Here is a 24,525-nt window from a genome sequence, read left to right on the forward strand (position 1 = left end):
CGTGTGGGCACCTCCCGCGCGTGCCCACACCTGTCTTGCGTAGCCGCCGCTGTCATACCCAGGGCAGAAAGACTAGAAGTTCTGCGCGGCCTTCTTGTCGCCCGCCTGATACGCGGACGCGGCCTCGCGCACGGCGCGGGTGATCTGCAGCAGGGAGTCGTGGACCGACCGGGCGTCCTTGTCCCACCCGGCCTGGGCGGTGTCGTACGCGCCCTTGGCCTCGCCCTGCCACAGCTCGGCGACGGAGGCGACACGGCGCTTGATCGCGGCGAGGTCCTCGTCGAGCTGCTTGCCCTGCCGCTCGATGGAAGCAGCGGCACCTTCCAGGCTGGAATATGTGACAACGGTCGTACCGTCGTTGGTCGTCATGTGGTCCTCCGATTCGGGGTGGTTGCGAGACGACTGCCGCTCGGCGCGGGCAGTCGCGGGGGTCAGAAGCTGTTGAGGCTCGACGTGGGCGCGGAAGCGCCCGAGTCGCCCGTGTAACCCGGCACCACGTCGATACCCCGGAGGGCGGCGCCGACCTCGTCCTCGGTGTTGCCGGAGATGGTGCGGGCGGCCTTGATGGCCTCCTGGAAGTTCTGCAGGCGGATGCCGATCGACACCATGCTGTCGTTGATCTGGCGCTGCTTGTCGTTGAAGGCGTTGGCGCCGATGCCCTTCCAGGCGCCTTCCAGGCTGTCGATCGTCGCCTGGAGCGTCTTCAGCTGTCCCTTGACGGAGTCGAAACGCGTCGAGAGTTCGTTCTCCAGCTGAAGGAGACTGTGTTCTGTGACCTTCTGATCTGCCATGGACCTGGTTTCCTTTCGGGTTCTCTCTACGGACCGGCAGGTTCTCGCCGGAAGTTCATGGGTGAGCCGGCCGCTCGCACGGCCGTCGGCCGTGGCCGCCGCCGCTCCGGCCCGTCACACGGTCAGACGGCGCTGCGGCGCCTGCGGAGGAAGTAGAGGGCGCCCCCGCCGAGAACGACCACGACCACCACTCCGCAGGCGATCAGGCCGAGGTTGTTGCCGCTGTCCTCGGACTCGCTGGAGCCTGCCACAACCGTGGCGTCGCCGGATTTCCCTTGCGACGGCTGTGACGAAGCTGAAGCAGAGGCGGAGGGGGAAGCGGAGCCCGAGGGGGCAGCCGAGGCGGTGGAGCCCGAGCCCGACGCGCTCGTGCTCTTCCCGGTGAGCGGGCTGATGGCCGGATCGCCGGGGTCGCCCTTGTGCTTGAGGAGGTTCATCGACGGGCGGATGAGACCGTGCCCGAGGTAGGCGCTGGTCTCGTCGTCGGGCCAGTCCCGCGCGGCCGTGTCGAAGAGGACCCGGAGCACCTGGTTCGCCGTCCAGTCGGGGTGGGCGGACCAGACGAGGGCGGCGGAGGCGGAGGCGATGGCGGTGGCCTGGCTGGTTCCGCCCTCCGTGTCGCAGTAGTCCTTGAAGGAACTGTCGCACCAGATCGGGATGTCGATTCCAGGAGAGGCGAGGTCGACGACGCCGCCGTTCTGCGAAAACTCGGCCACCTTGCCGTCGCTGGACGCGGCGGAAACCCCCACTACTTCCGTGTAGGCGGCCGGGTACTGCTCCTTGTTGCCCTCTTCAGCGTTGTTGCCGACGCCCGCGAAGAACAACTTGCCCTTCGACAGGGCGTACTTCGCTGCTTCGCGCTCGTCGTCCAGCGGGAATTCGCTGGCAAAGGACATGCTGATGATGCGTGCGTCGCTGTCGGCAGCGGCTCGGATGGCGTCCGCGCTGTCGTGGGCGTTGACGTGCCGGTGGTTCTGAAACTCCGTATTGGCGATGCGGTACGGGACTATCCTCGCGCCGGGGGCGAGTCCCTTCAGGCCGCCCCCGTCACCCGTCCCGGCGATGAGTTCGGCCATGGTCGTGCCGTGGCCGTCGTAGTCGTCGTTCTCGTCGCCGTCCGCCTCGGTGGCGTCCCAGCCCTTGAGTACCTGGCCTCGCAGCGACGGCGTATCGGGATTCACACCGGTGTCGATGACGGCGACCGTGATGCCCTTGCCCGTGGAGACCTTCCACATCTCCTCGGCCTGCATGGCGTCGAGGTACCACTGCTCTGCCTGCACGTCCTGAGCCACGGCGGACGGAGCCAGCCCGGCGAAGCAGGCACTCCACGCGGCGGTCGCGGCGAGCGCGCCGACCAGTCGGCGGCGCGCGCCCCGGGATCTGCGGCGCGTCGGGGCAGGGCTCATTTCTGCGGTCATCCTGACTTCCGAACCTTCCACGTGCCTACTCGATCACCGGTGGTGCGGCCTCGGGCCGTCCTGCCGTCCAGGTCTCTTCGTCTTCCGTCAGGTAGTCGGGCCGCGTCGACGCGTTGTTCTCTTCCTCTTCCTCGCGTTCCTGCCGACCTCCGGGACGTACCAGACCCGCACCGCCCGAGGTGAAGCCCTTGCCGCCCGAGCGGCCTCGCGGAGTGCCCACGACACCGTTCGAACCCGCGGTTCCCCGGCCGGTCGGGCGGCCCGCGGAGGAGCCGTTGCCGATGACTCCGCGCTGGCCGGCACCCCTGGCGGGCGCACCGCCCTGCCCGCTGCTCTGGCCGCCGATCACCGTGCCGCGCCCACCCGAGGCGCGGGAGGCGGAGGGCTTCTGCTGGGGCGATCCACCCGTGATTCCGCCTCGCCCGGCCGCCCGGGAAGCGGATCCGGTACCGGAACCGCTCTGCCCGGCCACCGGACGGCCGCCGCTCACACCGGACCGGCCGGAGGCCGACGACGTGCCTCCGGTGCTGCCGGAACGCCCGACCTGGGAACCTCCGGTCGAGCGGCCCGAGTTACCGGTTGCCGTCCGCTGGGTCGTCGAGTTGCTTCCGCCCGGAAGCCCGGTCCGTGCGGAGCCCTTCGCGGTGCCGGCGGTGCCGGAAGCCGGCTTCGCACTGCCGCCCCGCACCCCGCCGCCGAGCGGGCCGGTCGATGGGAACAGCGTGCTGCCCGGCCCCGAGGACCCGCCCGTGGCGGTGGGCGGCGCGGACGACGGCCCCTGGGTCGTGGGCGGGAGTGTCGAGGGCGCGGTGACGCTGTCGATCTCGGTGCGCGTATCGGTGTCGAGGACCGGCTTGGTCGAGGTGCCGAGCCCGTCCGCGGTGTGGTGCGCCTGCGGGCCGCTCACCTCGCCGGTCACCGACCTCACCGTCCCGCTACTACCTGTGGAGTGCCCGGGAAGGCCGCTCTCCGTCCCTCCGGAGGTACCGCCAGACTTACGCCCGGAGACGTCACCCACCGGGCGCGGCATGTCCACCGACAGCTGCATGTCGAACCGGGGCGCCTCCTGCGTGGCCAGCACCTCCGAGGTGACGGAGTAGTAGGAGGCCAGCCGGTTCGCCTGGTTGATGGCCTCCTGCCGGTGTTCCTCGACCCTGACGGCAGCCGCGTACTCCGGATTGCTGTCGATGCGCTCCGGGGCGGGGATGTCCTTGGGGTCCTTGCGGACCGCCCGGCTGTCGCGTGGGGGCAGGGAACTCTTGACCGAGGCAAGTCCGGTACCGGCGACGGTGATCTGGGTGGCGGCGGAGTCCGCGAACTCACTGAGCCGGGTCGCGTGGGCCACCAGGCCCGCTCCCCAGTCACGGAAGGCGATGTTGGCCTCGCCCTTCCAGTCCACGACGGCGATGTGGTCGCCCAGTTCCTTCGCCGCTTCCTTGATCGCGTCCCGCGCCTTGTAGAGCGCCTGTCCGGCGGCCTCCAGGTCGGCCGGGTTGGAGTTCTCGACCAGGTCGATCATCGCGTTGAGGTCGTGGCATTCGAAGGAGGTGCGGCCTGCCGGGCGGCCCGAGCCACCGAAGAAGGAGCCGGCCACCTCGCGGACCCGTTCGGTGACGTCCGTGACGACGATCTGGGACGTGACCCTGTCCTGGTCGTAGTCCTGCTGTTCGGCCGGGGTCAGCTCCGGCTGAGTGTCGGTCATTCGGCTGCCCACCCTGAGTCGACCGTGGTGTCCTGGTTGTTCGCCTTGTGCTCGTGCTCCTTGTCGAGGCGCCCCTTGACCACGTAGAACCGGCGCCGCACCTCGTCCTCGGTGTTGTCCATGCCGACGGCGGCGGCGTGCACACCGAGGCTGAGGTATTCGATCTGGTCGCCGAGCGTCTTGGAGAGCGAGGTGAGCGACTCGTGGACGCGGGTGTACTGGGAGTAGAGGGCGTCCGCCTCGTGGAAGCCCGCGTTCGGGCCGCTGAACGAAGTACGCGAGAGTTCGTGGGCCCCGATCTTGGTGCGGCCCGCCGCCGAGCTCTCGAGGTCGGCCAGGAGTACGTCCACTCTCTTCTTGAACCGCTCCAGCGCGCCGACGCCATGTTCAAGGTCGGCCGTTCCGCCGCTGGAGCTTCCTCCGTCGTCTGCGAGCACGGTGACTGCCTTTCCCCCGTTGTTCTCGTTTGCACAAACCGTCTTGCGTTGCGATCGCACCGGGACACCCCACGGTCATCACGCACCCCATACTCTATCCACAGGGCTCTGAGGGGCCAACTGTGTTGTCAGTCATGTGACTTACAGATGGACACTTGTCAGAACGGGGCCGACCGGGCGTCTTCTTGCCAACCACCCACCGTGCGAACGGTGATGGGCGAGCAAGCGGTACGAGGCTCATGCGCCCCCGGCCCCGGAGAACCTGCGCCGGCGCGCGTCGCGCAGCGCCACGGCGACCCCCGCTATCGAGGCGACCAGCACCAGCGCGCCCACCACGACGTACGTGGCGAGGCGGGCATCGCGCTCCTCGGCCGTCTCCCCCAAGGTGAGTTCGGCCGGGGTGGGAGCCTCGGCCGAACTCACCCCCTCGCTTGCGGTCGGCTCCTTGACCGGCTTGTCGTCCTCGGTCAGGGCGCGTACCGGATCGACGACTCCCCAGCCGACCAGGCGGTCGTGCCCCGCGACGGAGCGTTCGGCGGTCTGCTCGATCTGGGCGACGATCTCCTCCTGCTCCCACTCCGGGTGCCTGGATTTGATCAGGGCGGCGACTCCCGCCACGTAAGGAGCCGAGAAACTGGTGCCGTTGTCGGCGCAGTGCCCTCCTGCGGGGACGGTGGAGATCATGTCCACGCCGGGGGCCGCGACGCCCACCCAGGGACCGGGCTGGGAGAAGCCGGCTCGTTCGTTGTTGCGGTCCGAGGCGGCCACCGCCAGCACCCCCGGGTACGAAGCGGGGTAGGTCCTCTTGTCGGTCGCTTCGAGTCCGTCGTTGCCGGCCGAGGCGACCACGACGACCTCCGCGGCGAGCGCGTGGTCGACGGCCTCCTGGAGCGCGGCTTCGGGTTCCACCGCGTTGGCCGTGTCCTGGGAGATGTTGATGACGTCGGCGTGGGCGGTGTCGACGGCGTAGACGATGGCGGCGGCGAGGCTCTTCGCCGTGCCGTGTCCCTGCGCGTCGTTCTGCTGGATCGGGATGATCGTGGCGTCGGGGGCGAGGCCCACGAAGCCGGTGTCCTTCGCCTCCCTGGCGGCGATGATGCCGGCGACCCGGGTGCCGTGGCCGACGGTGTCCGTCGTGCCGTTCTCCTTGCCGCGCGGGAGGGGGTCGCCGTTCTCGTCCTTGATGCCCTTGGCCATCAGGTTGATCCCCGCCGAGGCGTCGACGGCCTTCTTCAGCTGCGGGTTCACCGTGTCGACCCCGGTGTCGATCACCGCGACCCGGACGTCTTTCCCGGTGGAGCGGCTCCAGAGCTGGTCGAGCAGGACGCGCTGGAGCGACCAGGGGCGTCCCGCGTACGGCTTGGAGGGGAAGGTGCACTGGGTGACGTCGTCGGCGGCGGCGGGAACGACCGGTACGGAGACCAGGGCGACCGCGGTCGCCGCGGCGACCGTCAGCAGACGCCGCTTCAGGGGGTGTGCGTGTGCGCAGGAGTTCGAGAGGGTCATCGCTGTCCGCCGCCCTTCTCAGGAGCCCTGCGGCTGACGGGCAGCCGCGGTCGACAGTCGGGGGCCGGTCGGCAGGAACTCGGACCAGGCGGCGGGGACGGGGGCCGGGTCGATCTTCCCGTACCCGAGCCGGGTCTGGGCCTGCTGCGCCTCGGCCAGTCGCTCGGCCTTCTCCTTGGCGGAGCCGGATTCACCGATCCCCGAGTCGCCGCCGGCGCTGTCGCCGTTGGACTGCATCGCGTACCGCAGCCCGGTGTCGGTGACCAGGAAGAGGTACCCGGTGGAGGTGTCCGATCCCTTGAACTGGCGGAAGAGCTGACCCGAGCCGGGGGTGACGTAGGCACTGCTGGAGCCGGTGGGCAGGGTGGCGGGGAAACCGGTGCCGGCCCAGGTGGAGAGGGTGGTGGCTCCGGTGTCGCCGTTCACCCCGCGCAGCACGCTGCACACGGTGTTGCGGCTGCCGCTCGTGGTGCTCGCGGAGTTGACGGCGCGAGGGGCGTCCTGCGGCCATTTCTTGTCGTCACCGAAGGACGGGCCCGGCGCGATGGCTGCGGCGCTGACCGCCTTCGCGGTGCCCGCCTGGCCGAGGCCGATGAGGTCGCGACTGCTCAGGAGCAGCTTGGCGGTGAACTCGGAGATGGGCGCCACCCGGCCCTGGAGGACCACGTACTTCCGGGTCGAGGTGCCCGAGGTCGCTTCGAGGACCATGCCGACTTTGTCGAGCGCGGGGTCCAGGTCGCCGCCCACCCCGGCGTCCTCGCCGGCCGTACCGGGGACGATGGGGAAGGTGATGGGGTCACCGGTGTGCAGGGTCGCCAGCCAGGCCGAGGAGACCCGCTGCGGGGTGCGGCGCTCGCCGACGAGGGTGCGCAGCAGGAGTTCGTCCGCCTTGTCGACGGTGTACGCGCGGCCCTCGGCGTCCACGACGTGGCGGACGCCGTCCTGGCCTTCGACGTACATCAGCTCTCCGGCGGTGAGCCGCTGGGTGCCTTCGGTCTTCTTCTCCTCGCGCTCGGCGAAGACGAAGGCGGCCTTCTGGATCGCCCGGCCGCCCTCGCCGGGGCGCTCGCAGACGGCCCAGCGTTTGGCGGCGCCGGCGTCGCCGCCGTCGGGCAGGCGGTCGGGAGCGTAGGGGATGCCGAGGGTCGCGCCGTGCGGGATCTTGCCGCTGTCGAGTTCGGACTCGGCGACGTTGATGACCTTGCCCTTGTCCGGGTCGAGCAGCAGTTTCGCGGAGGACATGTTGAGGACCGGGTGGAGCTGGGTCTTGCCGTTGGTCTTGAGGACGACGTAACGCGTCGTCGACTCGCTGGCGATGATGACGTTCTCGTTGGGGGTGTCCCACCCGGTGGGCGCCACGGGCTTGAACAGGCCCCAGGCGCCGAAGACCGCGAGGATCACGACGCCGACGACGGTCCCGGGGACCACCGCGCGCAGCGGGCGCGGCGCACCCTCCTCGGAACCGCTCGGGTGGGGTTGCACGAACTGTGCGATCAACCTCCGCTTCGCAAAGGTGTAGGCGTTGAGTTCGTCCCGCCTTGATGCCATGATCCGCTGCCCCTTCTCCCCGACGGGCGACCAGATAACCACATCCGTTTGCGGATTCAGTTGTCGCACCGGCGCCCCTACTATGCCTGTTGACGGTGCGCGGACACCCCTCAGGTAGGGTGATCGCCCGGTCAACAGGCATAGGGAAAAAGCTGAATAGGGACACGAGGGGGCAACACGGCGATGGGCACTGCGACGCGCGAGCGTACGGGCCGGGGGACCGCGGACGCGTCCGGCACTTCCCGGCGGCAACGCCGCGGCCGGCGGCCCGGGACCGGACCCGCGGCCTCTCCCGGCTCCACCGCGCCCCCCTCCGCGGTGCTGCGGTCGGCCTCGCGGACCAGCCGGGTCAGTCCGCTGCTGCGGCAGCTGGTGCTGGTCGAGGTGGCGTTGGGCGCGGCGGCGGTGGGAGCCGCGCTCGGCGGGATGTGGATGGTTCCCGGCATGGTGGTCGCCGGGATTCTGGTGGTGATCGCGGTCATCCGGCGGCGCGGTACCGCTCTGCAGGACTGGCTGTCGACGGCGTTCGCGTTGCGGACCCGGCAGCGGATGCCGGTGAGTCACCAGCCCGACGCGGAGGCCTCATTGGCTCCGATCGCGGAGAACGTGCCGGGTTTCGCCCCCTTCGTCTACATCGACCGGGAGCGCCGTACGGTCGGGATGCTCGGTGACGGCACCTTCCTCACCGCCGTGGTGCGGGTCGAGGCGAGCGGTGAGGCGCTCCGTCCGGCGTTCGGCGCCCGGGCGCTTCCACTGACGCTGCTCGGCGAGGCTCTCGAGGTGGACGACATCGTGCTGGAGTCCGCGCAGTTGGTGCAGCAGGTCCGCTGCGCCCCGGCGCCGCACCTCCCGGCGCGGTCGGTGGCCCGGCTCTCGTACGCCCCTCTGCAGGAGCAGACCGGGGCTCCGGCGCTGCGGATGACGTGGGTGGCGGTGAAGCTCGACCCGGAACTCTGCCGGGAGGCGGTGGAGGCGCGCGGGGGCGGGGTCGCCGGTGCCCAGCGGTGTCTGGTGCGGATGGCGGACCATGTGGCGAGCCGGATCACCGGGGCCGGGTTCAGGGCGACGGTCCTCGACCAGGAGGAGCTGAACGCGGCCGTGGCCACGTCGGCCTGCGCGAACCCGATCCAGTCGGCACGTGCGGTGCGCCAGGAAGCGGCGGCGCAACGCCGGACGAAGGAAACGTCACGGGTGTGGCGGTGCGACGACCGGTGGCACACGACGTACGCCGTCGACCGCTGGCCCGAGCTGGGCCGGGGCGCGACACCGCTGCCCAAACTGGTGGCGCTGCTGACCTCGGTACCGGCGTACGCCACGACGTTCAGCCTCACCGTGCGGCGCGGCGCGCACCAGGGGGCGGTGTCGGTGGCCGGGCACGTCCGGATCACCGGCGGTTCCGACACGGAACTGGTGAGCGTGCGCAGGACGTTGGTGCAGGCGGCCCGGGTGGCCAAGGTCGGTCTCGTACGGCTGGACCGCGAACAGCTGCCCGGTGTACTCGCCACTCTTCCGCTGGGAGGCGCGCAGTGAGCCGGATCATGTCGCGGCACGGGCTGCGGGGTCCGCGCCACGCGGGCCACACCATCGCGGCGGACCATCTGGGCGCGCTGTCGCTGCCGGTCGGCGACGACGGTGTGGTGATCGGCAACGACGCGGAGAACCGCCCGCAGATCATCGGGTTCCACCGCCCGGCCCCGTACGACGTGCTGCTCATCGGCGGTCTGTGGACCGCTCAGGTGCTGGCGCTGCGCGCGGCGGGCACGGGTGCGCGGGTGGCGGTGGAGACGGGCCGTACGCAGGCGTGGACCGCGATGGCGCAGGCGGCGGGTGCCGGCCTGGAGTGCGTCTCCCTGCACGAGGTGGGCCGGGTGCCCCCCACGGGTGCAACGGTGGGCAGTCCGGTGGTCGTCGTACGGGACTGCGGGATGCGGCCTCCCCGCGGCCGGGTCGTCTCCTCGCCGTGGCAGTCCGTGCTGACGCTGCTCCCCTATCTGAGCCCGGTGGCCCCGCGGTTGATGCGGTCCTCGTCGCTGGTGGGCGTGCAGCGGGTCTCCCCCGCCGAGGCGGACCAGATCGGCCGCATCCTCGGACTCTCCCGCGTCGAGAGCGAAGCGCTGCCGACACTGGCGGACGGGGTCACCCTCTGGGTCTCGGGCCGTGAGCACCACTGGGTGATGACGAGCGCGACGGACGCGGAGACCGGACTGTTGGGGACGGCCCGCAGGATGGACTGAATCCGTCCGGTTCCGCCCCGCGGCGGGTGCGTACCGTGGACGATGGAGTCCCACGTCACCGTTCGATCGAAAGGGGCGCCGCAATGGGCACCCAGCAGGAGAAGGACGAGCTCTACGCGCTCGACATCACGGACGCCGTGTGGCTGAGCGCCCCCGGCACCGAGGCCGAGGAGGAGCGGGTCGAGATCGCGCATCTGCCCGCGGGCGCGGTCGCGATGCGTTCCTCGCTGGACCCCGAGACGGTGCTGCGCTACACCGAGGCGGAGTGGCGGGCCTTCGTACTCGGCGCCCGTGACGGGGAGTTCGACCTCAAGTAGCGGTCGCGCAGTGCGCGGGGCGGTGGTCCGGCCGGGCCGCTGCCCCGTTCGCGCGTCCGCCCGTCGGAGGGAACGTCGTGGCCGTCGCCTTGGTGCGCGCGGGGGGCGACCGGGCCCGGTGCGGGCGGATGTGACGGAACGGACCGTCCACTGTCCCGGGTTCGGCCTGACGTAGGGGGCCCGATGGCCCTTAGGGTGGGGTGTGGGCGTGTCGCGGTACCTTCGGGTGTGCGGCGCGCGGCCCGGAGGGAGAGCCGGGCGTATCGGACAACGGGGAGACGGTCGTACCTGCCCACCGCGGCACGCGGGTGCTCGACCACACCAGGAGGCACAGTGAACAGCGATCGGGACGAGATGCGCGAGGGATGGAACACGCCCGGCGACGAGTCGTCCGACGCGGATCCCGCCGAGCTGACGGGTGAGTTCACCATCGACTACACCCCGCCCGCCTGGTACACGCAGAACGCCGCGGGCGACTCCTCGGGCGGCTCCGGCACCCCTCCCACTCCGCCGCCCCCGAGCGGGTCGCCGCTCCCGGTGCCGGGACTGCCGTCCCAGGGCGGGTTCGAGCGTGCCTGGACGGCTGCGGCTCCCACGCCGCCCGTGCAGCCCGCGATCCCCGAACAGGGCCCGCCCGTCGCGCCGTTCACGCCCGGGCCGTTCACGCCCGGGTCCTTCGCGCCCGGCCCGTCCGCACCGTCACCCTCGGCCCCGGTCCCGCCGGAGTCCACGGCGGGCGGCGGAATCGCCTCGCAGCCGTCCGGGGGCGGTGACGTGGAGAGCGGTGCCACGATGCGCTTCTCCGCGGCGGCGCTGAAGCGGGAGTTCGCGGCCCGCGACGCCGCGGCCGCCGCTGCCGCTTCCGGTACGGATACGGACGCGCCGCCCGCACTTCCGCCCGCCCCTGCCCCTGCCCCCGCCCCCGACGGCGACTCCGCCCCGGGCTCGTACGGGAACGCTCCCGCGGCCGGGACCGAGGAAAGGGCCGCCGAGGCCACCGGCACCGCGGCCTCCGACGCACCCGCCCAGGACGACACGGCCGGTGCGGACGAGACGGCCGGTCCGGACGACACCGCCCGGGCGGACGCCTCCGGCGCGGAGGCCACCGCCGCCTCCGACGAGCGCCCCAGCGGCGTCGTCCCCTCCGACGCCACCCCCTCCGGCCTCGCACCCACGGGCGCGTCCGCCCCGGAGGCCGCGAACACCCCGGACCCTCCGGCCACTTCGGCCTCGGCGGACGAGTCGGCCACTCCGTGGGACACCGCCGCCCCGGCCGCGGGCGAGCCCCTCGCGCCCGAACCGCCGCACCCGGTGGACCAGGCCGCCCCGGTGCCCTGGTCCCCCGCCCTCCCGGCCGTCCAGGCGCCGAACGCGCTGCCCCCGCTGCCGCCCGCCTTCCACCCGGCCGGGCCGCAGCCCGGCACCCCGGAATCGGCACCTCAGTGGCCCGCCTCTCCCGACCGGCCGGACGGAGGCTACGGCTTCCCGCAGGCGCCCCAGCCGCCTGCTCCGCAGCCGCCGCGGATCCCCGAGCCCAACGGGCCGTACGGGCAGGGCGGTTACGGCTTCCCGCAGCAGCAGTACCCGCCGTACCCGCCCCAGGGCGGCTCGCTGCCCCCGCAGGTGCCGCAGCAGGCCGGCTACGGGTTCCCCCAGCCGCCCCTGACCCCGCAGCCCCTGACCCCGCAGCCCCCGGCCCCCCAGCCGCCCGCACCTCTGCCGCCCGCTCCTCTGCCGCCTCAGGCGTCCGGCGCACCGGTCGGCTACGGCTACCCGCAGGGCCCTCCGCAGCCCCACCAGGCGTACACGCCCCAGGCCTACCTGCCTCAGCAGGGCCAGGCACCCCAGCAGGGTCCGCCCCAGCAACTCCCGCAGCCGCCGCAGCCCCCTCAGGAGCGCACCCCGTTCCCCGCGCAGGCCGCCCCCGCCCCGCAGCCGCCGCGGCAGGGACCCGCGCAGCAGCCCGTCGATCCACGGACCAGCGGCGCCTGGCCCACCCCGGTCACGCACGACCAGCGTGAGCGCTCGGTGCCGGGCGCTCCGCTCGGGTACACCGCCGCCGTCGAGCTCTCCTCGGACCGGCTGGTGCGGGGGAAGCAGAAGGCGAAGAGCAGCCGGAACCCCTCCCCCGCCAACCGTTTCAAACTGGGCGGCAAGAAGGAGGAGGCCGACCGGCTGCGCAAGCTGGAACTGATCCGGACGCCGGTGCTCTCCTGCTACCGCATCGCCGTGATCAGCCTCAAGGGCGGTGTCGGCAAGACCACGACGACCACCGCGCTGGGTTCGACGCTGGCCACCGAGCGGCAGGACAAGATCCTCGCCATCGACGCCAACCCGGACGCCGGGACGCTCGGCCGCCGGGTGCGCCGGGAGACCGGGGCGACCATCCGCGACCTGGTCCAGGCGATCCCGTACCTCAACTCGTACATGGACATCCGCCGCTTCACCTCGCAGGCGCCCTCCGGGCTGGAGATCATCGCCAACGACGTGGACCCGGCGGTCTCCACGACCTTCAACGACGAGGACTACCGCCGGGCGATCGAGGTGCTGGGCAAGCAGTACCCGATCATCCTCACCGACTCGGGTACCGGGCTGCTCTACAGCGCGATGCGCGGGGTGCTCGATCTGGCGGACCAGCTGATCATCATCTCGACGCCGTCGGTGGACGGCGCGTCCAGCGCGTCCACCACGCTGGACTGGCTCTCCGCGCACGGATACGCCGACCTGGTGCAGCGCTCCCTGACGGTCATCTCCGGGGTCCGCGAGACCGGCAAGATGATCAAGGTGGACGACATCGTCCAGCACTTCCAGACGCGGTGCCGGGGTGTCGTGGTCGTCCCGTTCGACGAACACCTGGCGGCGGGCGCGGAGGTCGATCTCGACATGATGCGGCCGAAGACCCGCGAGGCGTATTTCCACCTCTCGGCGCTCGTCGCCGAGGACTTCGCCCGCGCCCAGCAGCAGCAGGGCCTGTGGACCGCGGACGGCCAGAACCCGCCGCCGCAGTACGCGCCACCGATGCCCGGGCACCAGCAGTACCCGCCGCAGGCGCACCCCCAACAGCCGTATCCGCAGCAGCCGTACGGGGGACAGCAGCCGCCCCAGTCGCCGTACGGCGGGCAGCAGCCGTACGGGGGACAGCAGCCGCCCCAGCAGCCGTACCCGCCGCAGTCCTACCCCCCGCAGCCCGGCAACGGCTGGCAGCAGGGGCCGCCTCCGCCGGCTCAGCCGTACGGAATGCGGCCCGGCCAGGACGGGCAGGCTGGCCAGCCAGGACAGCCCGAGAGGCCGGGCCCGCCCGGCCCCGAGGGCCCGTGGCCCGCGCCGGGGTGGCAGCAGCAGCCGCCCGCGCCGCCCCGCAGTTGACGCAAAGTGGTCTACACCAATGAGGGCCCGCACCGTTGCGACGGTGCGGGCCTTTTGCGTATTCCCGCAGCCCACACGCCGTTTCGCCGACCGTTGACTCCAGTTGGCCGCCGCTGATAGACCTCTCCATCACCAGTTGGCGAACCACTGCTCTACCCGCCGCCCCACCAGCGAGTCATGACGCGAGGTCGACGTCCCATGGTCACAAGAAGTCCCGTCCGCTCCGCCCGGCCAGGCCATCGTCTGCGCCTCCTCACGGCTTCGGGTGCCGCCGCGCTGGCGCTCGCCGCCGGATCGCTCGTACCGGGCGCCCCCGCTCCGCTCGCCGCCTCCCCCGCTCAGGCCGACGACGGGAAGACGACCCTCACGGTCGCGGTCGCGCAGAGCGTGGACTCCCTGAGTCCGTTTCTGGCCCAACGGCTGCTGAGCACCAGCGTCCTGCGGCTCATGTACGACTACCTGACGAACTATGACCCCAAGGACAGCCACGCCGTCCCGGGTCTCGCCACCGCCTGGGAACCGTCCCCGGACAAGCTGACGTGGACGTACACCATACGGTCCGACGCGAAGTGGTCCGACGGCGAGAAGGTCACGGCCGACGACGCCGCCTGGACCTTCAACACGATGATGAAGGACGAGGGCGCGGCCACCGCCAACGGCTCCTTCGTCACCAACTTCGACACGGTGACCGCGCCCAGCCCGGACAAGCTCGTCGTCAAGCTGAAGAAGCCGCAGGCGACGATGGCCGCGCTCGACGTGCCGATCGTCCCCGAGCACGTGTGGAAGGACGTCACCGACTTCTCGAAGTTCAACAACGACACGAAGTTCCCCATCGTCGGCAACGGGCCGTTCGTCCTCACGGACTACAAGGTCGACAGCTACGTCAAGCTCAAGGCCAACAAGGACTTCTGGCGCGGCTCACCCAAGTTCGACGAGATCGTGTTCCGGTACTACAAGGACCAGGACGCCGCCGTCGCCGCGCTGCGCAAGGGCGAGGTCTCCTTCGTCGCCGGCAGCCCGAGCCTGACGCCCGCCCAGGCGGCCTCGCTCAAGAACGCCCCGGACATCAAGGTGAACGAGGGCCCCGGCCGCCGCTTCTACGCCCTGGCCACCAACCCGGGCGCGCGCACCAAGGACGGTCAGAAGTTCGGCGACGGCAACCCGGCGCTGCTCGACCAGAAGGTCCGTCAGGCGCTCTTCCTCGCCGTCGACCGGAAGACCATCATCGACAAGGTCTTCCAGGGCCACGCGGTGGAGGGCGCGGGATACATCCCGCCGCGCTTCTCCGCGTACCAGTGGCAGCCCGCCGCCGGGCAGCAGCTGGGCTACGACCCCGCCCGCGCCGCCTCGCTGCTCGACCAAGCCGGGTACGAGAAGAACAGCGACGGCAAGCGGGTGGGCAAGGACGGCAAGCCGCTGGACCTGCGCATCCTGTGCCACGCGACCGACCCGAACGACAAGGCGGTGGGCAAGTACCTCCAGGAGTGGTGGGGCGACCTCGGCGTCGGGCTGAAGGTCGACTGCCTCGACAACGTCTCGGACCCCTGGTACGCCGGTGAGTACGACCTCGCCTTCGACGGCTGGTCGGTCAACCCGGACCCGGACTTCGTCCTCTCCATCCACACCTGTGGCGCACTGCCCGCCAAGGCCAAGGAAACGGCCGCCACGGACAACTTCATCTGCGATCCGCAGTTCGACGGCCTCTACGCGAAGCAGCTGGCCGAGTACGACCCCGCCGCCCGCGCGACGCTCGTCAAGGACATGCAGTCGCGGCTGTACGACACCGGGTACATGAACGTCATGGCCTACCCGAACGCCGTGGAGGCCTACCGCACCGACCAGATCGCCTCCATCACCACCATGCCCTCGGACGCCGGCAACATCTACGGCCAGGACGGCTACTGGAGCTGGTGGTCCGCCGTTCCGGCCGCCTCGGCGAGCGGTTCCTCGGACTCGGGCAACTCCACCGGAGTGCTCGTCGGCGTCGGCATCGCCGTCGTCGTCCTGGCCGCCGGCGGACTGCTGTTCGCCCGCCGCCGCCGTTCCACCGCGGAGGACCGGGAGTAACCGATGAGCACTGACAGCACTCCCCTGCCGGGCTTCGGCCCGGCGGGCGTGGAGGGTGCGGGAACCGCCGGTCCGGCCCAGGCCGGGCCGGCGGTCCGCTCTCCGCACGCCCGATCCACCACCGCCTACCTCCGCTACGTGGCGGGCAAGCTGGCCGGCGCGGCCGTCTCGCTGTTCGCCGTCCTCGTCACCAGCTTCTTCCTCTTCCGGCTGATCCCCGGCGACCCGGTCAAGCAGATGACCGGCGGCCGCCAGGTGACCACCGAGCAGATCGTCGCCATGCGCCGGGAGTTCGGGCTCGACCTGCCGCTCTGGCAGCAGTTCACGCAGTACTGCGGCAACGCGCTGACCGGCGACTTCGGCACCTCGTACCAGTTCCGCGCCCCGGTCGTCGACAAGATCTCCGAGGCGCTGCCCGCGACGCTGCTGCTCACCGGCACCGCGTTCGTGATCTACACCGTGATCGGCATCTGGCTGGGCTCCCGCTCCGCCTGGCGCAACGGCTCCTTCGGGGACCGCTTCCACACCGCGTTCGCGCTGACGCTCTACTCCGTGCCGTCGTTCTGGCTCGGACTGCTGCTGATCGTCACGCTCTCGGTCGGTATCGGCCCGATCCCCGGGCTCTTCCCGACCGGCGGCATGGAGTCCGGCGACTCGTCCGGCTTCGGCTACGTCCTGGACGTCGCCCATCACCTGGTGCTGCCGGTCCTCACGCTGGTGGCGGTGGAGTACGCCCGCACGCTGCTGGTGATGCGGTCCTCGCTGCTGGACGAGATGGGCAGCGACTATCTGACGACGGCCCGCGCCAAGGGGCTGCGGGACGACCAGGTCCGCCGGAAGCACGCGGTACCGAACGCGATGCTGCCGACGGTGACGCTGCTCTTCGTCAACCTCGGCAACACGGTCGCCGGCGCCATCCTGGTGGAGACCGTGTTCTCCTGGCCGGGCCTCGGCGGCCTCTTCTACCAGGCACTGAGCGTGCCCGACCTGCCGTTGGTGCAGGCGCTGTTCTTCGTCTTCGCGGCAGCGGTGATCCTGATGAACACGCTCGCCGACGTGCTCTATCCGCTCTTCGATCCCCGGGTGGGCCGATGACGACCTCGACGGACGTGCTGGGCCCGGGCAGCAGCCCGCGCTCGCTGGCGTGGACCCGCAGGCGGCGGGCCGCGGCCCGCTTCTGGGCGCAGTACCGTACGCACCGGGCCGGAATGGTGGGCCTCGCCGTACTGGTGGTCATCGCCGTGCTGGCGCTGGCCGCGCCGCTGCTGGCGGGGGCCGAATCGAAGAGCGTCACCGAAGCCCCCGGCGGACCGATGGAGTCGCCGAGCGCCCAATTCCCGCTCGGTACCGACCAGTTCGGCCGGAACCTGCTGGCGCTGCTGCTCTGGGGCGCCCGGGTCTCGCTGACGGTGGGGCTGCTCGCGGCCTTCCTCTCGGTCGCCATCGGCACCCTGGTGGGCGTCACCGCCGGCCACTTCAAGGGCTGGTACGGGGCGGTGGCCATGCGGGTCACCGACTGGTTCCTGGTGATGCCTACCCTGGTGCTCGCCATCGCCCTGGCCACCGTGCTCTCCCGCTCGCTGTGGACGACGGTGCTGGCGATCGGCGTGACCACCTGGCCGACCACCGCCCGGCTGGTGCGCGCCCAGACCCTGTCGGTGGAGTCCCGTCCGTACATCGAGCGCTCCCGGGCGCTGGGCGGCGGACACGGCCACGTCATGAGCCGTCACGTGCTCCCCAACGTGATGCCGATGGTCCTCGCCCAGGCGACCCTGGCGATCTCGACCGCGATCCTCACCGAGGCGACCCTCGCCTTCCTGGGGCTCGGTGACCCGACGATCGTCTCCTGGGGCGGTCTGCTCCAGGACGCCCGGGAGGCGGGGGCCGTCAGCTCGGGCGACTGGTGGTACCTCGCCCCGCCCGGACTCGCCATCGCGGTCGTCGCGCTCGCCTTCACCCTGTGCGGCCGGACCATCGAGTCCGTGCTCAACCCCAAGCTGGGGGTGGAGCGTTGAGCACCCCCGAGGAACGGACCAGCATGACAGCCACCGAGACCGGCCGGCCCCTGCTGGAGGTGCGCGACCTCCGTGTCACCTACGGCTCCGGGCCGCTGGCCGTCCCCGCCGTGCGCGGTGTGGACCTGCGGGTCGAGGCCGGACAGAAGCTCGGCATCGCCGGGGAGTCCGGCTGCGGGAAGTCGACGCTGGCGCTCGCGCTGCTGCGACTGCTGCCCGCCTCGGCCACCCTGAGCGGCGAGATCCTGCTGGACGGTGAGGACGTCCTGACGATGAAGTGGGGCCGGCTGCGGGCGGTCCGCTGGGCAGGCGCGTCCATCGTCTTCCAGGGGGCGATGCACTCCCTCAACGCGGTGCACCGGGTCGGCGACCAGATCGCCGAACCGATCCTGCTGCACCACCGGGCGACCCCGGCAGCCGCCCGCACCCGCGCCGGTGAGCTGCTGGAGCAGGTGGGGCTGCCGGCGGCCCGGGCCGCCGCCTACCCGCACGAGCTCTCCGGCGGCCAGCGGCAGCGGGTCATGATCGCCATGGCCCTCGCCTGCGACCCCCGGCTGATCGTCGCGGACGAACCGACCACCGCGCTCGACGTGATGATCCAGGCCCAGATCCTCCGGCTGATCGAGCGACTCGTCGCCGACCAGGATCTCGGGCTCGTCATGATCAGCCACGACCTGGCGGTGCTCTCCGACACCTGCGACCGGCTCGCCGTGATGTACGCGGGCCGGGTCGTGGAGGAGGGCCCGGCCCAGGAGGTGTACCGGCACGCCCGCCACCCGTACGGAGCGGCGCTCTCCGCCGCCTTCCCGCGCATCGGCGACCCCGCCTCGCGACACGCCCCGCGCGGGCTGCCCGGCGATCCGCCGGACCCGGCGGCGCTGCCCTCCGGCTGTGCCTTCCACCCGCGGTGTTCGGCGGCGCTGGACACCTGCGCCGAGGAGGACCAGTGGCTGCGGGACGCCGGACCGGGCCGCCGCGCGGCGTGCGTCCTGGTGGGACCGGCGACGCCGGCGGCCGTCACGCGCACCGCGGAGGCACCGGTCGCGCAGGCGCCGGTCGTCGACGAAGCGTCCGCCACGGACACCGGTACGACCACGGGCGCGAGCGAACCAGGAGCAGAGGAAGCGAGGAGCACCCCATGACGACCACCCCGGCGACGTCCACCCACACGACGACCGCACCCCTGCTGAGCGCCGAGGCGCTGGAGGTCACCTTCCCCGGCCGCCGGGGGGCCGCGCCCGCGCGGGCCGTGGACGGAGTGACGCTCGACATCCTGCCGGGCGAGATCGTGGCCCTGGTCGGCGAGTCCGGGTGCGGCAAGACGACACTCGCCAGGTCGCTGCTGGGCCTGGTGGCGCCGACCTCGGGCCGGATCACCTTCGAAGGACGGCCGCTGGACCCTTCCGGTCGGGCCATGAAGGCGTACCGCAAGCGCGCCCAGCTGGTGCTCCAGGACCCCAGCGGCTCCCTCAACCCCCGCCACACGGTGTACGACGCGGTGGCGGAGGGGCTGCGCATCCACGGCCACCGGGGCGACGAGACCGCCGCGGTGGCCGGGGCGCTCTCCCGGGCCGGACTGCGGCCCCCGGAACGGTTCTTCCTGCGCTACCCGCACGAACTGTCGGGCGGACAGCGTCAGCGCGTCGTGATCGCGGGGGCGTTGGTGCTGGAGCCCGAACTCCTGGTGGCCGATGAGCCCGTGGCGTCCCTGGACGCCTCGGTGCGCGGGGAGATCCTCGCGCTGCTGCTGCGGCTGAGGGACGAACTCGGCCTCTCCGCACTGATCGTGACCCACGATCTGGGGCTCGCGTGGAACATCGCCGACCGGGTGGCGGTGATGTACCTGGGGCGGATCGTGGAGACCGGGCCGGTCGAGCAGATCCTGACGGACCCGCGGCATCCCTACACCAAGGCGCTGCTGTCGGTGCTGCCGGAGGCGCCGGGCGAGCCGGTGGTACTGTCCGGCGAGGCGCCGGACCCCTCCAACGTGCCCGGGGGATGCCGGTTCCACGTCCGCTGCCAGGTGTTCGCCTCGGGCGAGGCCGAACGGGCCGGAGTGGCGGACGCCTGCCGACATGAGGATCTGCCCGTCCTCCACGGCTCGGGCGCCGGGCAGGTCGCCTGCCACTGGGCGCACGCGACCGCCGGGGAGGAACCGGCTCCGGCTCCGGCGTAGGTCAGGCCGTGTGTCGAAAGTGGCGCCGTCCGCCCGGAGGGCGGGTCCTGCGGCGTCCGATGCGTGCGATCGCGAGGCGGAGGGTGGGGCGTCGCAGGACAGGCGGGACTTTCGACACACGGCCCAAGGCGCCGGGCGCGGCGCGGTCAGGCGCCGCGCTCGGCCTCGTACGCGGCGATCAGTTCGGTGCACCGCTCGACGTCGGCGGCCATCGCCACCAGCAGGTCGTCGACGGAGTCGAACTTCAGCATCCCGCGCACGTAGGCGAGGAAGTCCACCGCCGCGTGCATGCCGTACAGGTCCAGGCCGATCCGGCCGATGGCGTACGCCTCCACGGTCCGCTCGACACCGTCGAACTGAGGGTTGGTGCCGACCGAGATCGCGGCGGGCATGCACTCGCCGCCGACGTCGAGCCAGCCCGCGTAGACGCCGTCGGCGGGGATCGCGCTGTGCGGGACCGTCTCGACGTTGGCGGTGGGGAAGCCGAGGTCCCGGCCGCGCTGCGCGCCGCGCACCACGACGCCCTCGACCCGGTGCGGCCGGCCCAGGATCTCGGCGGCACCCCGGACGTCGCCCTCGGCGATCAGCCGGCGGGTCAGCGTCGAGGAGAAGGGCAGTCCGCCGCCCGCCTCTCCGCTGACGAACAGGTCGATGACCTCGACCGTGTAGTCGTAGGTGGCGCCGAGTTCGGCGAGGAGTTGGACGTTGCCGGCCGCCTTGTGACCGAACCGGAAGTTCGGGCCCTCGATGACGGTCCGCGCGTGCAGCCGGTCGACCAGCACCTTCACGATGAAGTCGTCCGGCGCCAGCTTCGAGAACTCCAGGGTGAACGGCAGGATGAGCAGCGCGTCGACGCCCAGCTCCGCCATCAGCTCCGCGCGGCGCAGGTGCGGCGCGAGCAACGGCGGGTGGCTGCCCGGGCGGACGACCTCGCTGGGGTGCGGGTCGAAAGTCACCACGACGGACGGCACACCCAGTTCGCGGGCGCGTTCCACGGCCCGGCCGATGATCAGCTGGTGTCCTCGGTGCACCCCGTCGTAGGACCCGATGGTGACGACGCTGCGTCCCCAGTCCTCGGGGATGTCCTCCAAGCCGCGCCAGCACTGCACCGTGACCGCTCCTCGCCCGAACCTGCATGTGTATGGGGTTACGCAGGTCTAAGACTGCCATGCTCGTGCCCGGCCGACTGCATCGGCACCTTCATCGTGCGCCGGGACTCCGTCAGGCTTTCCAGGGCCGCCCGGGCGCCGGGTCCCACGACCGCCGCCCACTCCTCGGGAGCGGCGGCCAGCCACCGGCAGACCATCGGGGCGAATCCTGGCACCTCGGACGCGAGTTCGACCAGCTCCCGGTCGAAGCGGCCGGCCCCCTCCGCCGACCGGGCGAGGAGCGTCCCGGTCCGGTGCACCAGCGCGCGGGTACGGGCCTCCGGGCGCCGCGCGGAGCCCGTGGCGGCGGTCCGGAGCAGGGCGTGCAGCACGTCCGGATCGCGTCCGGCGGTCTGCTCGTACTCCATCAGCGTCTCCAGCAGCTCGGCCCGGGCGGGCCGGGACGCCGGGCTCCCTCCCGAGGCGAGTGTCCGGACCAGCGCGGCGCGGACCGGAGCGGGCGCGGGCGGGTCCCGGAGCAGCGAGGCGACCAGCGGGAGCAGCAGCGCGCGGGCCGCGGCGCCCTGTTCCAGCCGCTGGTCCACCAGGGCGGCGACCCGTGCGCCGGCCGAGCCCCCGCCGTCCCCGGAGTGCTGGACGTAGGTGCGGACGAGTCCGGCGGTGTGCAGCGAGAGCGCCGGGAGATCCAGGGCGGCCAGCTCGGCGAGCGCCCTGCCCGCCTCCTCCCCCGGCCGGGACAGCCGGTCGCGGAGGGCGGTCAGCACGGGCTGGGGGGAGGACGGCAGCGCCTCGGCCACCAGGGCGGTCGGCAGGCCCGGTGCGCCCTCGGCGTAGGCCCGCAGGGCCTGGGGCAGCCACCGGTCCCGCGTCTGCGGGTCGCGGACGAGCAGGGCGAGCGCCGGGCCGTGCAGCGGGGCGTCCTCCGTCCGCCCCAGCAGGGCGAGGGCGGCGGCCCGCAGCAGCGCCCGGTCCTCGGCTGCGTCGGCCCGGCCGAGGACGACGCCCGCGTACCGCGCGGCGGCGGCGCGGCGCTCGGGCCGCTCGTCGTCGCGGGCCCAGCGTGCGACCGCGCGGCTCAGGGTGGCGGGCTCGTCCTCGGCGAGGGCGAGGAGGAGTTCCGCGGCGCAGGGGTGCGGGGTGTCCACCAGCGCCTCGGTGAGGTCGTCCGGGGCGAGTGCGCGGCGCGCGTACAGCAGGGTCTGCGCGGCGGTGGCGACCGTGGGCCGCCGGTCGTCCGGCGGGCCGTCCGCGCGTTCGTCGGACCCGTCGGCGCGGAGCGGGCGATCGTCGGTGAACCAGTCGCACAGCAGCCGCCGCACCACTGCCGGCTCGGCCGTCAGCAGGCGGTCCGCCGAGTCGAGAAAACTCTCCTGTCCGTCGCGTCCCGGAGCCCCGTCGGCGGGCATCAGCATCCGCAGCAGATCGGTGCGGTCCTCCACGGGCAGCCTCAGCCGCAGCCAGAACCAGGGGTCGAACGCGGCGTACGCCCCGCCCCGTACGGACCCGTCCGAGGCGGCGGCCCGGGTGATCCGCCCGGCGAGCACGCGCAGCACCCCGGCGTACGCGCGGGCGTCGGCGACCTTGAGCAGGGTCTCGCGCAGCAGGCGGGCGGCCCACCACGCGGCGTCCTCGTGGCCGGGACGCGACGGGCCGCCCTCCCGTGCACGGGCGCCGAGGTGGTCCAGCGCCTCGATCAGGTCGGCCATCCGGTGCGCGAGCGCGGCGTCGCCGTGGCGCCGTCCGGCCAGCAGCAGCGCCTGGACGACCGGCCCGATGCGGTGGCGGGGCACGGGCAGGTGCTGCGAGGGCTCCGGGCTCCCGGCCGCACCGTCGTCGGCGTGCCAGCGGTGCACCAGGAAGCCGAGGGCCGCGTCCAGGTCGAGGTGGGCTCCTTGCACCCAGTCGCCGACCTCCTCGTGTGCGAAGCGGTAACCCCCGCCGGCCGGCACGAGGACGCCCTCGGCCAGGACGGCCGAGGCCCAGCCGGTACGCCGGGGGAAGAGCTCCTCGAAGGCGGCCGGGTCCAGCTCCCCCTCGCCGGGCCCCAGACACCGGCGGGCCGCCTCGTGCACCTGGCCGGCCACCCGTGCGGCGAGCCTGCGTACGGCGGTGCCGCCCATGGGCGGATCGGCGGGCCCCGCGATCCGCGCGGCCACCCGGGCGCAGGTCAGGTCGAGGTGGGCGGCGAAGACGTCGTCGGTGTCCGGGCTGCCCGGCACGTCGGGCGGCAGCACCGCGCGGACCTCGGAGAGGAGCCGCAGGGTCAGCGGGTGGCGGTCGTGGCCCGCCGCGACGGCTCCGTCCGCGATGCCGTACCGCTCCCTGGCCAGGGCCGCCCGGGCCCGGTCGAGATCGGTCAGCAGCAGACAGGGCGGCAGCCCGGCGGTGGGGCGCGCGGGGTGGTGCAGGACTCCCGGCGGATGGAGTGCCCCGGCCGTCTCCCAGTGCTCGGGACGGCAGGCGACCACCATGCGGACCTCGTGCGCGCGGAGCCAGCCCGCGGTGGCGGAGGTCCATCCGGCGAGCCTGCGGGCGAGGGCGGGCGGCATCTCCTCGGGCCCGTCCAGCAGGACGAGCAAGGGGCGCCCGGCCCGGGCTGCGAGGGCGGCGATCCGCTCGGGGGTGGCTCCGGCCGTCTCCTGAGGGGCCGCCGGGCCCCCCGCCGCGCCCGCGACGTGGGCGGACCGCTCCAGGGTCCGGGCGACGGCGTCGGCCACCGACAGGTCGCCGGCCAGCAGATCGGCGCCGCGCAGCCACAGGGTGGGCGCGCGGACGTCCGTCTCCGCGCGGCGGGCGGCGAGGGAGGCGAGTTCCGTGGTACGCCCGGTGCCGGAGGCGCCGACGAGGCCGAGGACGGTCGCCGTACCGCTGCCGAAGGCGTCGAGCTCCGCGGCGACGTCCTCGCGTGCGACGGGGGGTGGGTACGGGCCCCGCTCGGCGGAGCCGGCCGAGCCCGCGGTGGCGGCGGTGAGCCGGAGGGCGCCCGCCAGGTTGAGATCGGGGCCGTGGCCGGGGACGGTGAGGGCGTTCCGTTCCAGGAGCTCGTCGAGCGGGCCTCCGTCGCCCGGGTGCAGCAGCACGGCGAGCCCCGCCGCCTCGTGCCCGGCACACAGCGCCGGGCAGAGCACGCCGAGGACGGCTCCGGTACGCGGGTCGGTGACGGGTCCGCCGATCGCGGCGCCGCCGGAGCGCAGCGCGTCGCGGCCGTCCGTGCCGACGGCGAGTTCCAGCGCGGTGGCCACCTGGTGCCCGTGGCCGTCCCGGGTGGTGTAGGTGGCCGGGGTGGTGCCGAGAACACGGGCCTGACGGATGCCGTGCGCGGCGATGTGGACGTACGCCCCCGGCTCCGCGCGTTCGGGCGCCGCGATGGGCAGGGGTTCCAGGCCGAGCGCGGCGGTGTCCGCGGTGTGCAGCAGCGCCAGGCCGAGAGCGGGCAGCGGGAGGATGTCGTCGGGGCTCACCGGCCGGGTGACGCCGTCCGGCCCCGGCCCCCGCAGGAAAAGCGCCCCTCCCGCGAGAATGCCGTCGAGGACCTGGTGGCTGGTCACCACGGTGCCCCGGTCGTCGGCCAGGAATCCGGTGCCCCGGGGCCGGCCGGCCTGGTCGCAGATCCTCACCAGCGTCGTACGGTCCCCGCTACCCATGGTTCAGAAGGTAGGCGGGCGGAGGCGGGCCGATAGGCCAGAACGGGTGAATGCGCCCCTTCACGCCCCTGTTTCACTCCGAGCGCCCGTCCATTGGGGTGAGTTCGGGGGCCCCCATGGACAGAGTGCTCGGCGGAGGGGGTTCGTGGAGATCCGGGGGGCCTGCTCCACGACAGCGGCCTGTCTCCCGTCCGG

General features: G+C 72.7%; 18 protein-coding genes. 9 read left to right on the forward strand and 9 right to left on the reverse strand.

Going from position 1 to position 24,525, the window contains the following annotated elements:
• Positions 1-72 precede the first annotated feature (72 nt).
• From ACFWEP_RS12750 to eccB, 7 genes are all read right to left on the reverse strand, one after another.
• Positions 73-369: a WXG100 family type VII secretion target gene (locus tag ACFWEP_RS12750; protein ID WP_328719082.1), complete on the reverse strand. Its 297-nt coding sequence runs from the start codon at positions 367-369 to the stop codon at positions 73-75.
• Between the two features lie 62 nt (positions 370-431).
• The gene (locus ACFWEP_RS12755) at positions 432-791 is read right to left on the reverse strand and encodes a WXG100 family type VII secretion target (RefSeq protein WP_328719083.1); all 360 of its coding nucleotides are present in this window, start codon (positions 789-791) and stop codon (positions 432-434) included.
• Positions 792-913: 122 nt separating this feature from the next.
• Entirely contained in the window at positions 914-2,209 is a 1,296-nt protein-coding gene (locus ACFWEP_RS12760) for a S8 family serine peptidase (protein WP_387369313.1), read from the reverse strand.
• A gap of 25 nt (positions 2,210-2,234) precedes the next feature.
• Positions 2,235-3,911, reverse strand: a complete 1,677-nt coding sequence (locus ACFWEP_RS12765; protein ID WP_387369315.1) for a hypothetical protein — start codon at positions 3,909-3,911, stop codon at positions 2,235-2,237.
• Complete coding sequence (locus tag ACFWEP_RS12770; RefSeq protein WP_387369317.1) at positions 3,908-4,348, reverse strand: hypothetical protein; 441 nt, start codon at positions 4,346-4,348, stop codon at positions 3,908-3,910. Before ACFWEP_RS12770 ends, ACFWEP_RS12765 begins: the two co-directional genes overlap by 4 nt.
• A 237-nt stretch (positions 4,349-4,585) precedes the next feature.
• Positions 4,586-5,854 (reverse strand): type VII secretion-associated serine protease mycosin, encoded by a 1,269-nt coding sequence (gene mycP, locus ACFWEP_RS12775; RefSeq protein ID WP_387369319.1) that lies wholly within the window; start codon positions 5,852-5,854, stop codon positions 4,586-4,588.
• Positions 5,855-5,872: 18 nt separating this feature from the next.
• Positions 5,873-7,402 (reverse strand): type VII secretion protein EccB, encoded by a 1,530-nt coding sequence (gene eccB / locus ACFWEP_RS12780; protein WP_387369321.1) that lies wholly within the window; start codon positions 7,400-7,402, stop codon positions 5,873-5,875.
• 183 nt (positions 7,403-7,585) lie between these two features.
• On the opposite strand from eccB, the gene eccE reads away from it, so the two are divergent.
• The 9 genes from eccE (at position 7,586) to ACFWEP_RS12825 (ending at position 19,577) form a co-directional block, all read left to right on the forward strand.
• A complete protein-coding gene (gene eccE / locus ACFWEP_RS12785) occupies positions 7,586-8,932 on the forward strand; it encodes a type VII secretion protein EccE (RefSeq protein WP_387369323.1) in 1,347 nt (448 codons plus the stop codon).
• An 8-nt stretch (positions 8,933-8,940) separates the two neighbouring features.
• A complete protein-coding gene (locus ACFWEP_RS12790) occupies positions 8,941-9,636 on the forward strand; it encodes a hypothetical protein (RefSeq protein ID WP_387369343.1) in 696 nt (231 codons plus the stop codon).
• Positions 9,637-9,719: 83 nt separating this feature from the next.
• Entirely contained in the window at positions 9,720-9,953 is a 234-nt protein-coding gene (locus ACFWEP_RS12795) for a DUF397 domain-containing protein (RefSeq protein WP_387369325.1), read from the forward strand.
• 333 nt (positions 9,954-10,286) lie between these two features.
• A complete protein-coding gene (locus ACFWEP_RS12800; protein WP_387369327.1) occupies positions 10,287-13,319 on the forward strand; it encodes an SCO5717 family growth-regulating ATPase in 3,033 nt (1,010 codons plus the stop codon).
• Between the two features lie 198 nt (positions 13,320-13,517).
• Positions 13,518-15,386: an ABC transporter substrate-binding protein gene (locus ACFWEP_RS12805; protein WP_387369329.1), complete on the forward strand. Its 1,869-nt coding sequence runs from the start codon at positions 13,518-13,520 to the stop codon at positions 15,384-15,386.
• Between the two features lie 3 nt (positions 15,387-15,389).
• Positions 15,390-16,481, forward strand: coding sequence for an ABC transporter permease (locus tag ACFWEP_RS12810; RefSeq protein ID WP_387369331.1), 1,092 nt, complete (start codon positions 15,390-15,392; stop codon positions 16,479-16,481).
• Entirely contained in the window at positions 16,478-17,401 is a 924-nt protein-coding gene (locus ACFWEP_RS12815) for an ABC transporter permease (protein WP_387369333.1), read from the forward strand. The genes ACFWEP_RS12810 and ACFWEP_RS12815 overlap by 4 nt, the downstream gene beginning before the upstream one ends.
• A complete protein-coding gene (locus tag ACFWEP_RS12820) occupies positions 17,290-18,543 on the forward strand; it encodes an ABC transporter ATP-binding protein (protein WP_387369335.1) in 1,254 nt (417 codons plus the stop codon). Before ACFWEP_RS12815 ends, ACFWEP_RS12820 begins: the two co-directional genes overlap by 112 nt.
• On the forward strand, positions 18,540-19,577 hold the full coding sequence (locus ACFWEP_RS12825) for an oligopeptide/dipeptide ABC transporter ATP-binding protein (RefSeq protein ID WP_387369337.1): 1,038 nt from the start codon (positions 18,540-18,542) through the stop codon (positions 19,575-19,577). The genes ACFWEP_RS12820 and ACFWEP_RS12825 overlap by 4 nt, the downstream gene beginning before the upstream one ends.
• 146 nt (positions 19,578-19,723) lie before the next feature.
• On the opposite strand, the gene ACFWEP_RS12830 is transcribed toward ACFWEP_RS12825, so the two are convergent.
• Together ACFWEP_RS12830 and ACFWEP_RS12835 are read right to left on the reverse strand one after the other, a co-directional pair.
• Positions 19,724-20,686: a bifunctional riboflavin kinase/FAD synthetase gene (locus ACFWEP_RS12830; RefSeq protein WP_387369339.1), complete on the reverse strand. Its 963-nt coding sequence runs from the start codon at positions 20,684-20,686 to the stop codon at positions 19,724-19,726.
• Between the two features lie 38 nt (positions 20,687-20,724).
• On the reverse strand, positions 20,725-24,330 hold the full coding sequence (locus ACFWEP_RS12835) for a trypsin-like peptidase domain-containing protein (RefSeq protein ID WP_387369341.1): 3,606 nt from the start codon (positions 24,328-24,330) through the stop codon (positions 20,725-20,727).
• Positions 24,331-24,525 lie beyond the last annotated feature (195 nt).

This window comes from Streptomyces sp. NPDC060198 (assembly GCF_042728415.1).
Classification (GTDB): domain Bacteria; phylum Actinomycetota; class Actinomycetes; order Streptomycetales; family Streptomycetaceae; genus Streptomyces.

Coding starts and splice junctions, on each gene's coding strand:
- ACFWEP_RS12750 (WP_328719082.1), bottom strand. CDS start 369: ATGACGACCAACGACGGTACGACCGTTGTCACATATTCCAGCCTGGAA.
- ACFWEP_RS12755 (WP_328719083.1), bottom strand. CDS start 791: ATGGCAGATCAGAAGGTCACAGAACACAGTCTCCTTCAGCTGGAGAAC.
- ACFWEP_RS12760 (WP_387369313.1), bottom strand. CDS start 2,209: ATGACCGCAGAAATGAGCCCTGCCCCGACGCGCCGCAGATCCCGGGGC.
- ACFWEP_RS12765 (WP_387369315.1), bottom strand. CDS start 3,911: ATGACCGACACTCAGCCGGAGCTGACCCCGGCCGAACAGCAGGACTAC.
- mycP (WP_387369319.1), bottom strand. CDS start 5,854: ATGACCCTCTCGAACTCCTGCGCACACGCACACCCCCTGAAGCGGCGT.
- eccB (WP_387369321.1), bottom strand. CDS start 7,402: ATGGCATCAAGGCGGGACGAACTCAACGCCTACACCTTTGCGAAGCGG.
- eccE (WP_387369323.1), top strand. CDS start 7,586: ATGGGCACTGCGACGCGCGAGCGTACGGGCCGGGGGACCGCGGACGCG.
- ACFWEP_RS12790 (WP_387369343.1), top strand. CDS start 8,941: ATGTCGCGGCACGGGCTGCGGGGTCCGCGCCACGCGGGCCACACCATC.
- ACFWEP_RS12795 (WP_387369325.1), top strand. CDS start 9,720: ATGGGCACCCAGCAGGAGAAGGACGAGCTCTACGCGCTCGACATCACG.
- ACFWEP_RS12805 (WP_387369329.1), top strand. CDS start 13,518: ATGGTCACAAGAAGTCCCGTCCGCTCCGCCCGGCCAGGCCATCGTCTG.
- ACFWEP_RS12810 (WP_387369331.1), top strand. CDS start 15,390: ATGAGCACTGACAGCACTCCCCTGCCGGGCTTCGGCCCGGCGGGCGTG.
- ACFWEP_RS12815 (WP_387369333.1), top strand. CDS start 16,478: ATGACGACCTCGACGGACGTGCTGGGCCCGGGCAGCAGCCCGCGCTCG.
- ACFWEP_RS12825 (WP_387369337.1), top strand. CDS start 18,540: ATGACGACCACCCCGGCGACGTCCACCCACACGACGACCGCACCCCTG.
- ACFWEP_RS12835 (WP_387369341.1), bottom strand. CDS start 24,330: ATGGGTAGCGGGGACCGTACGACGCTGGTGAGGATCTGCGACCAGGCC.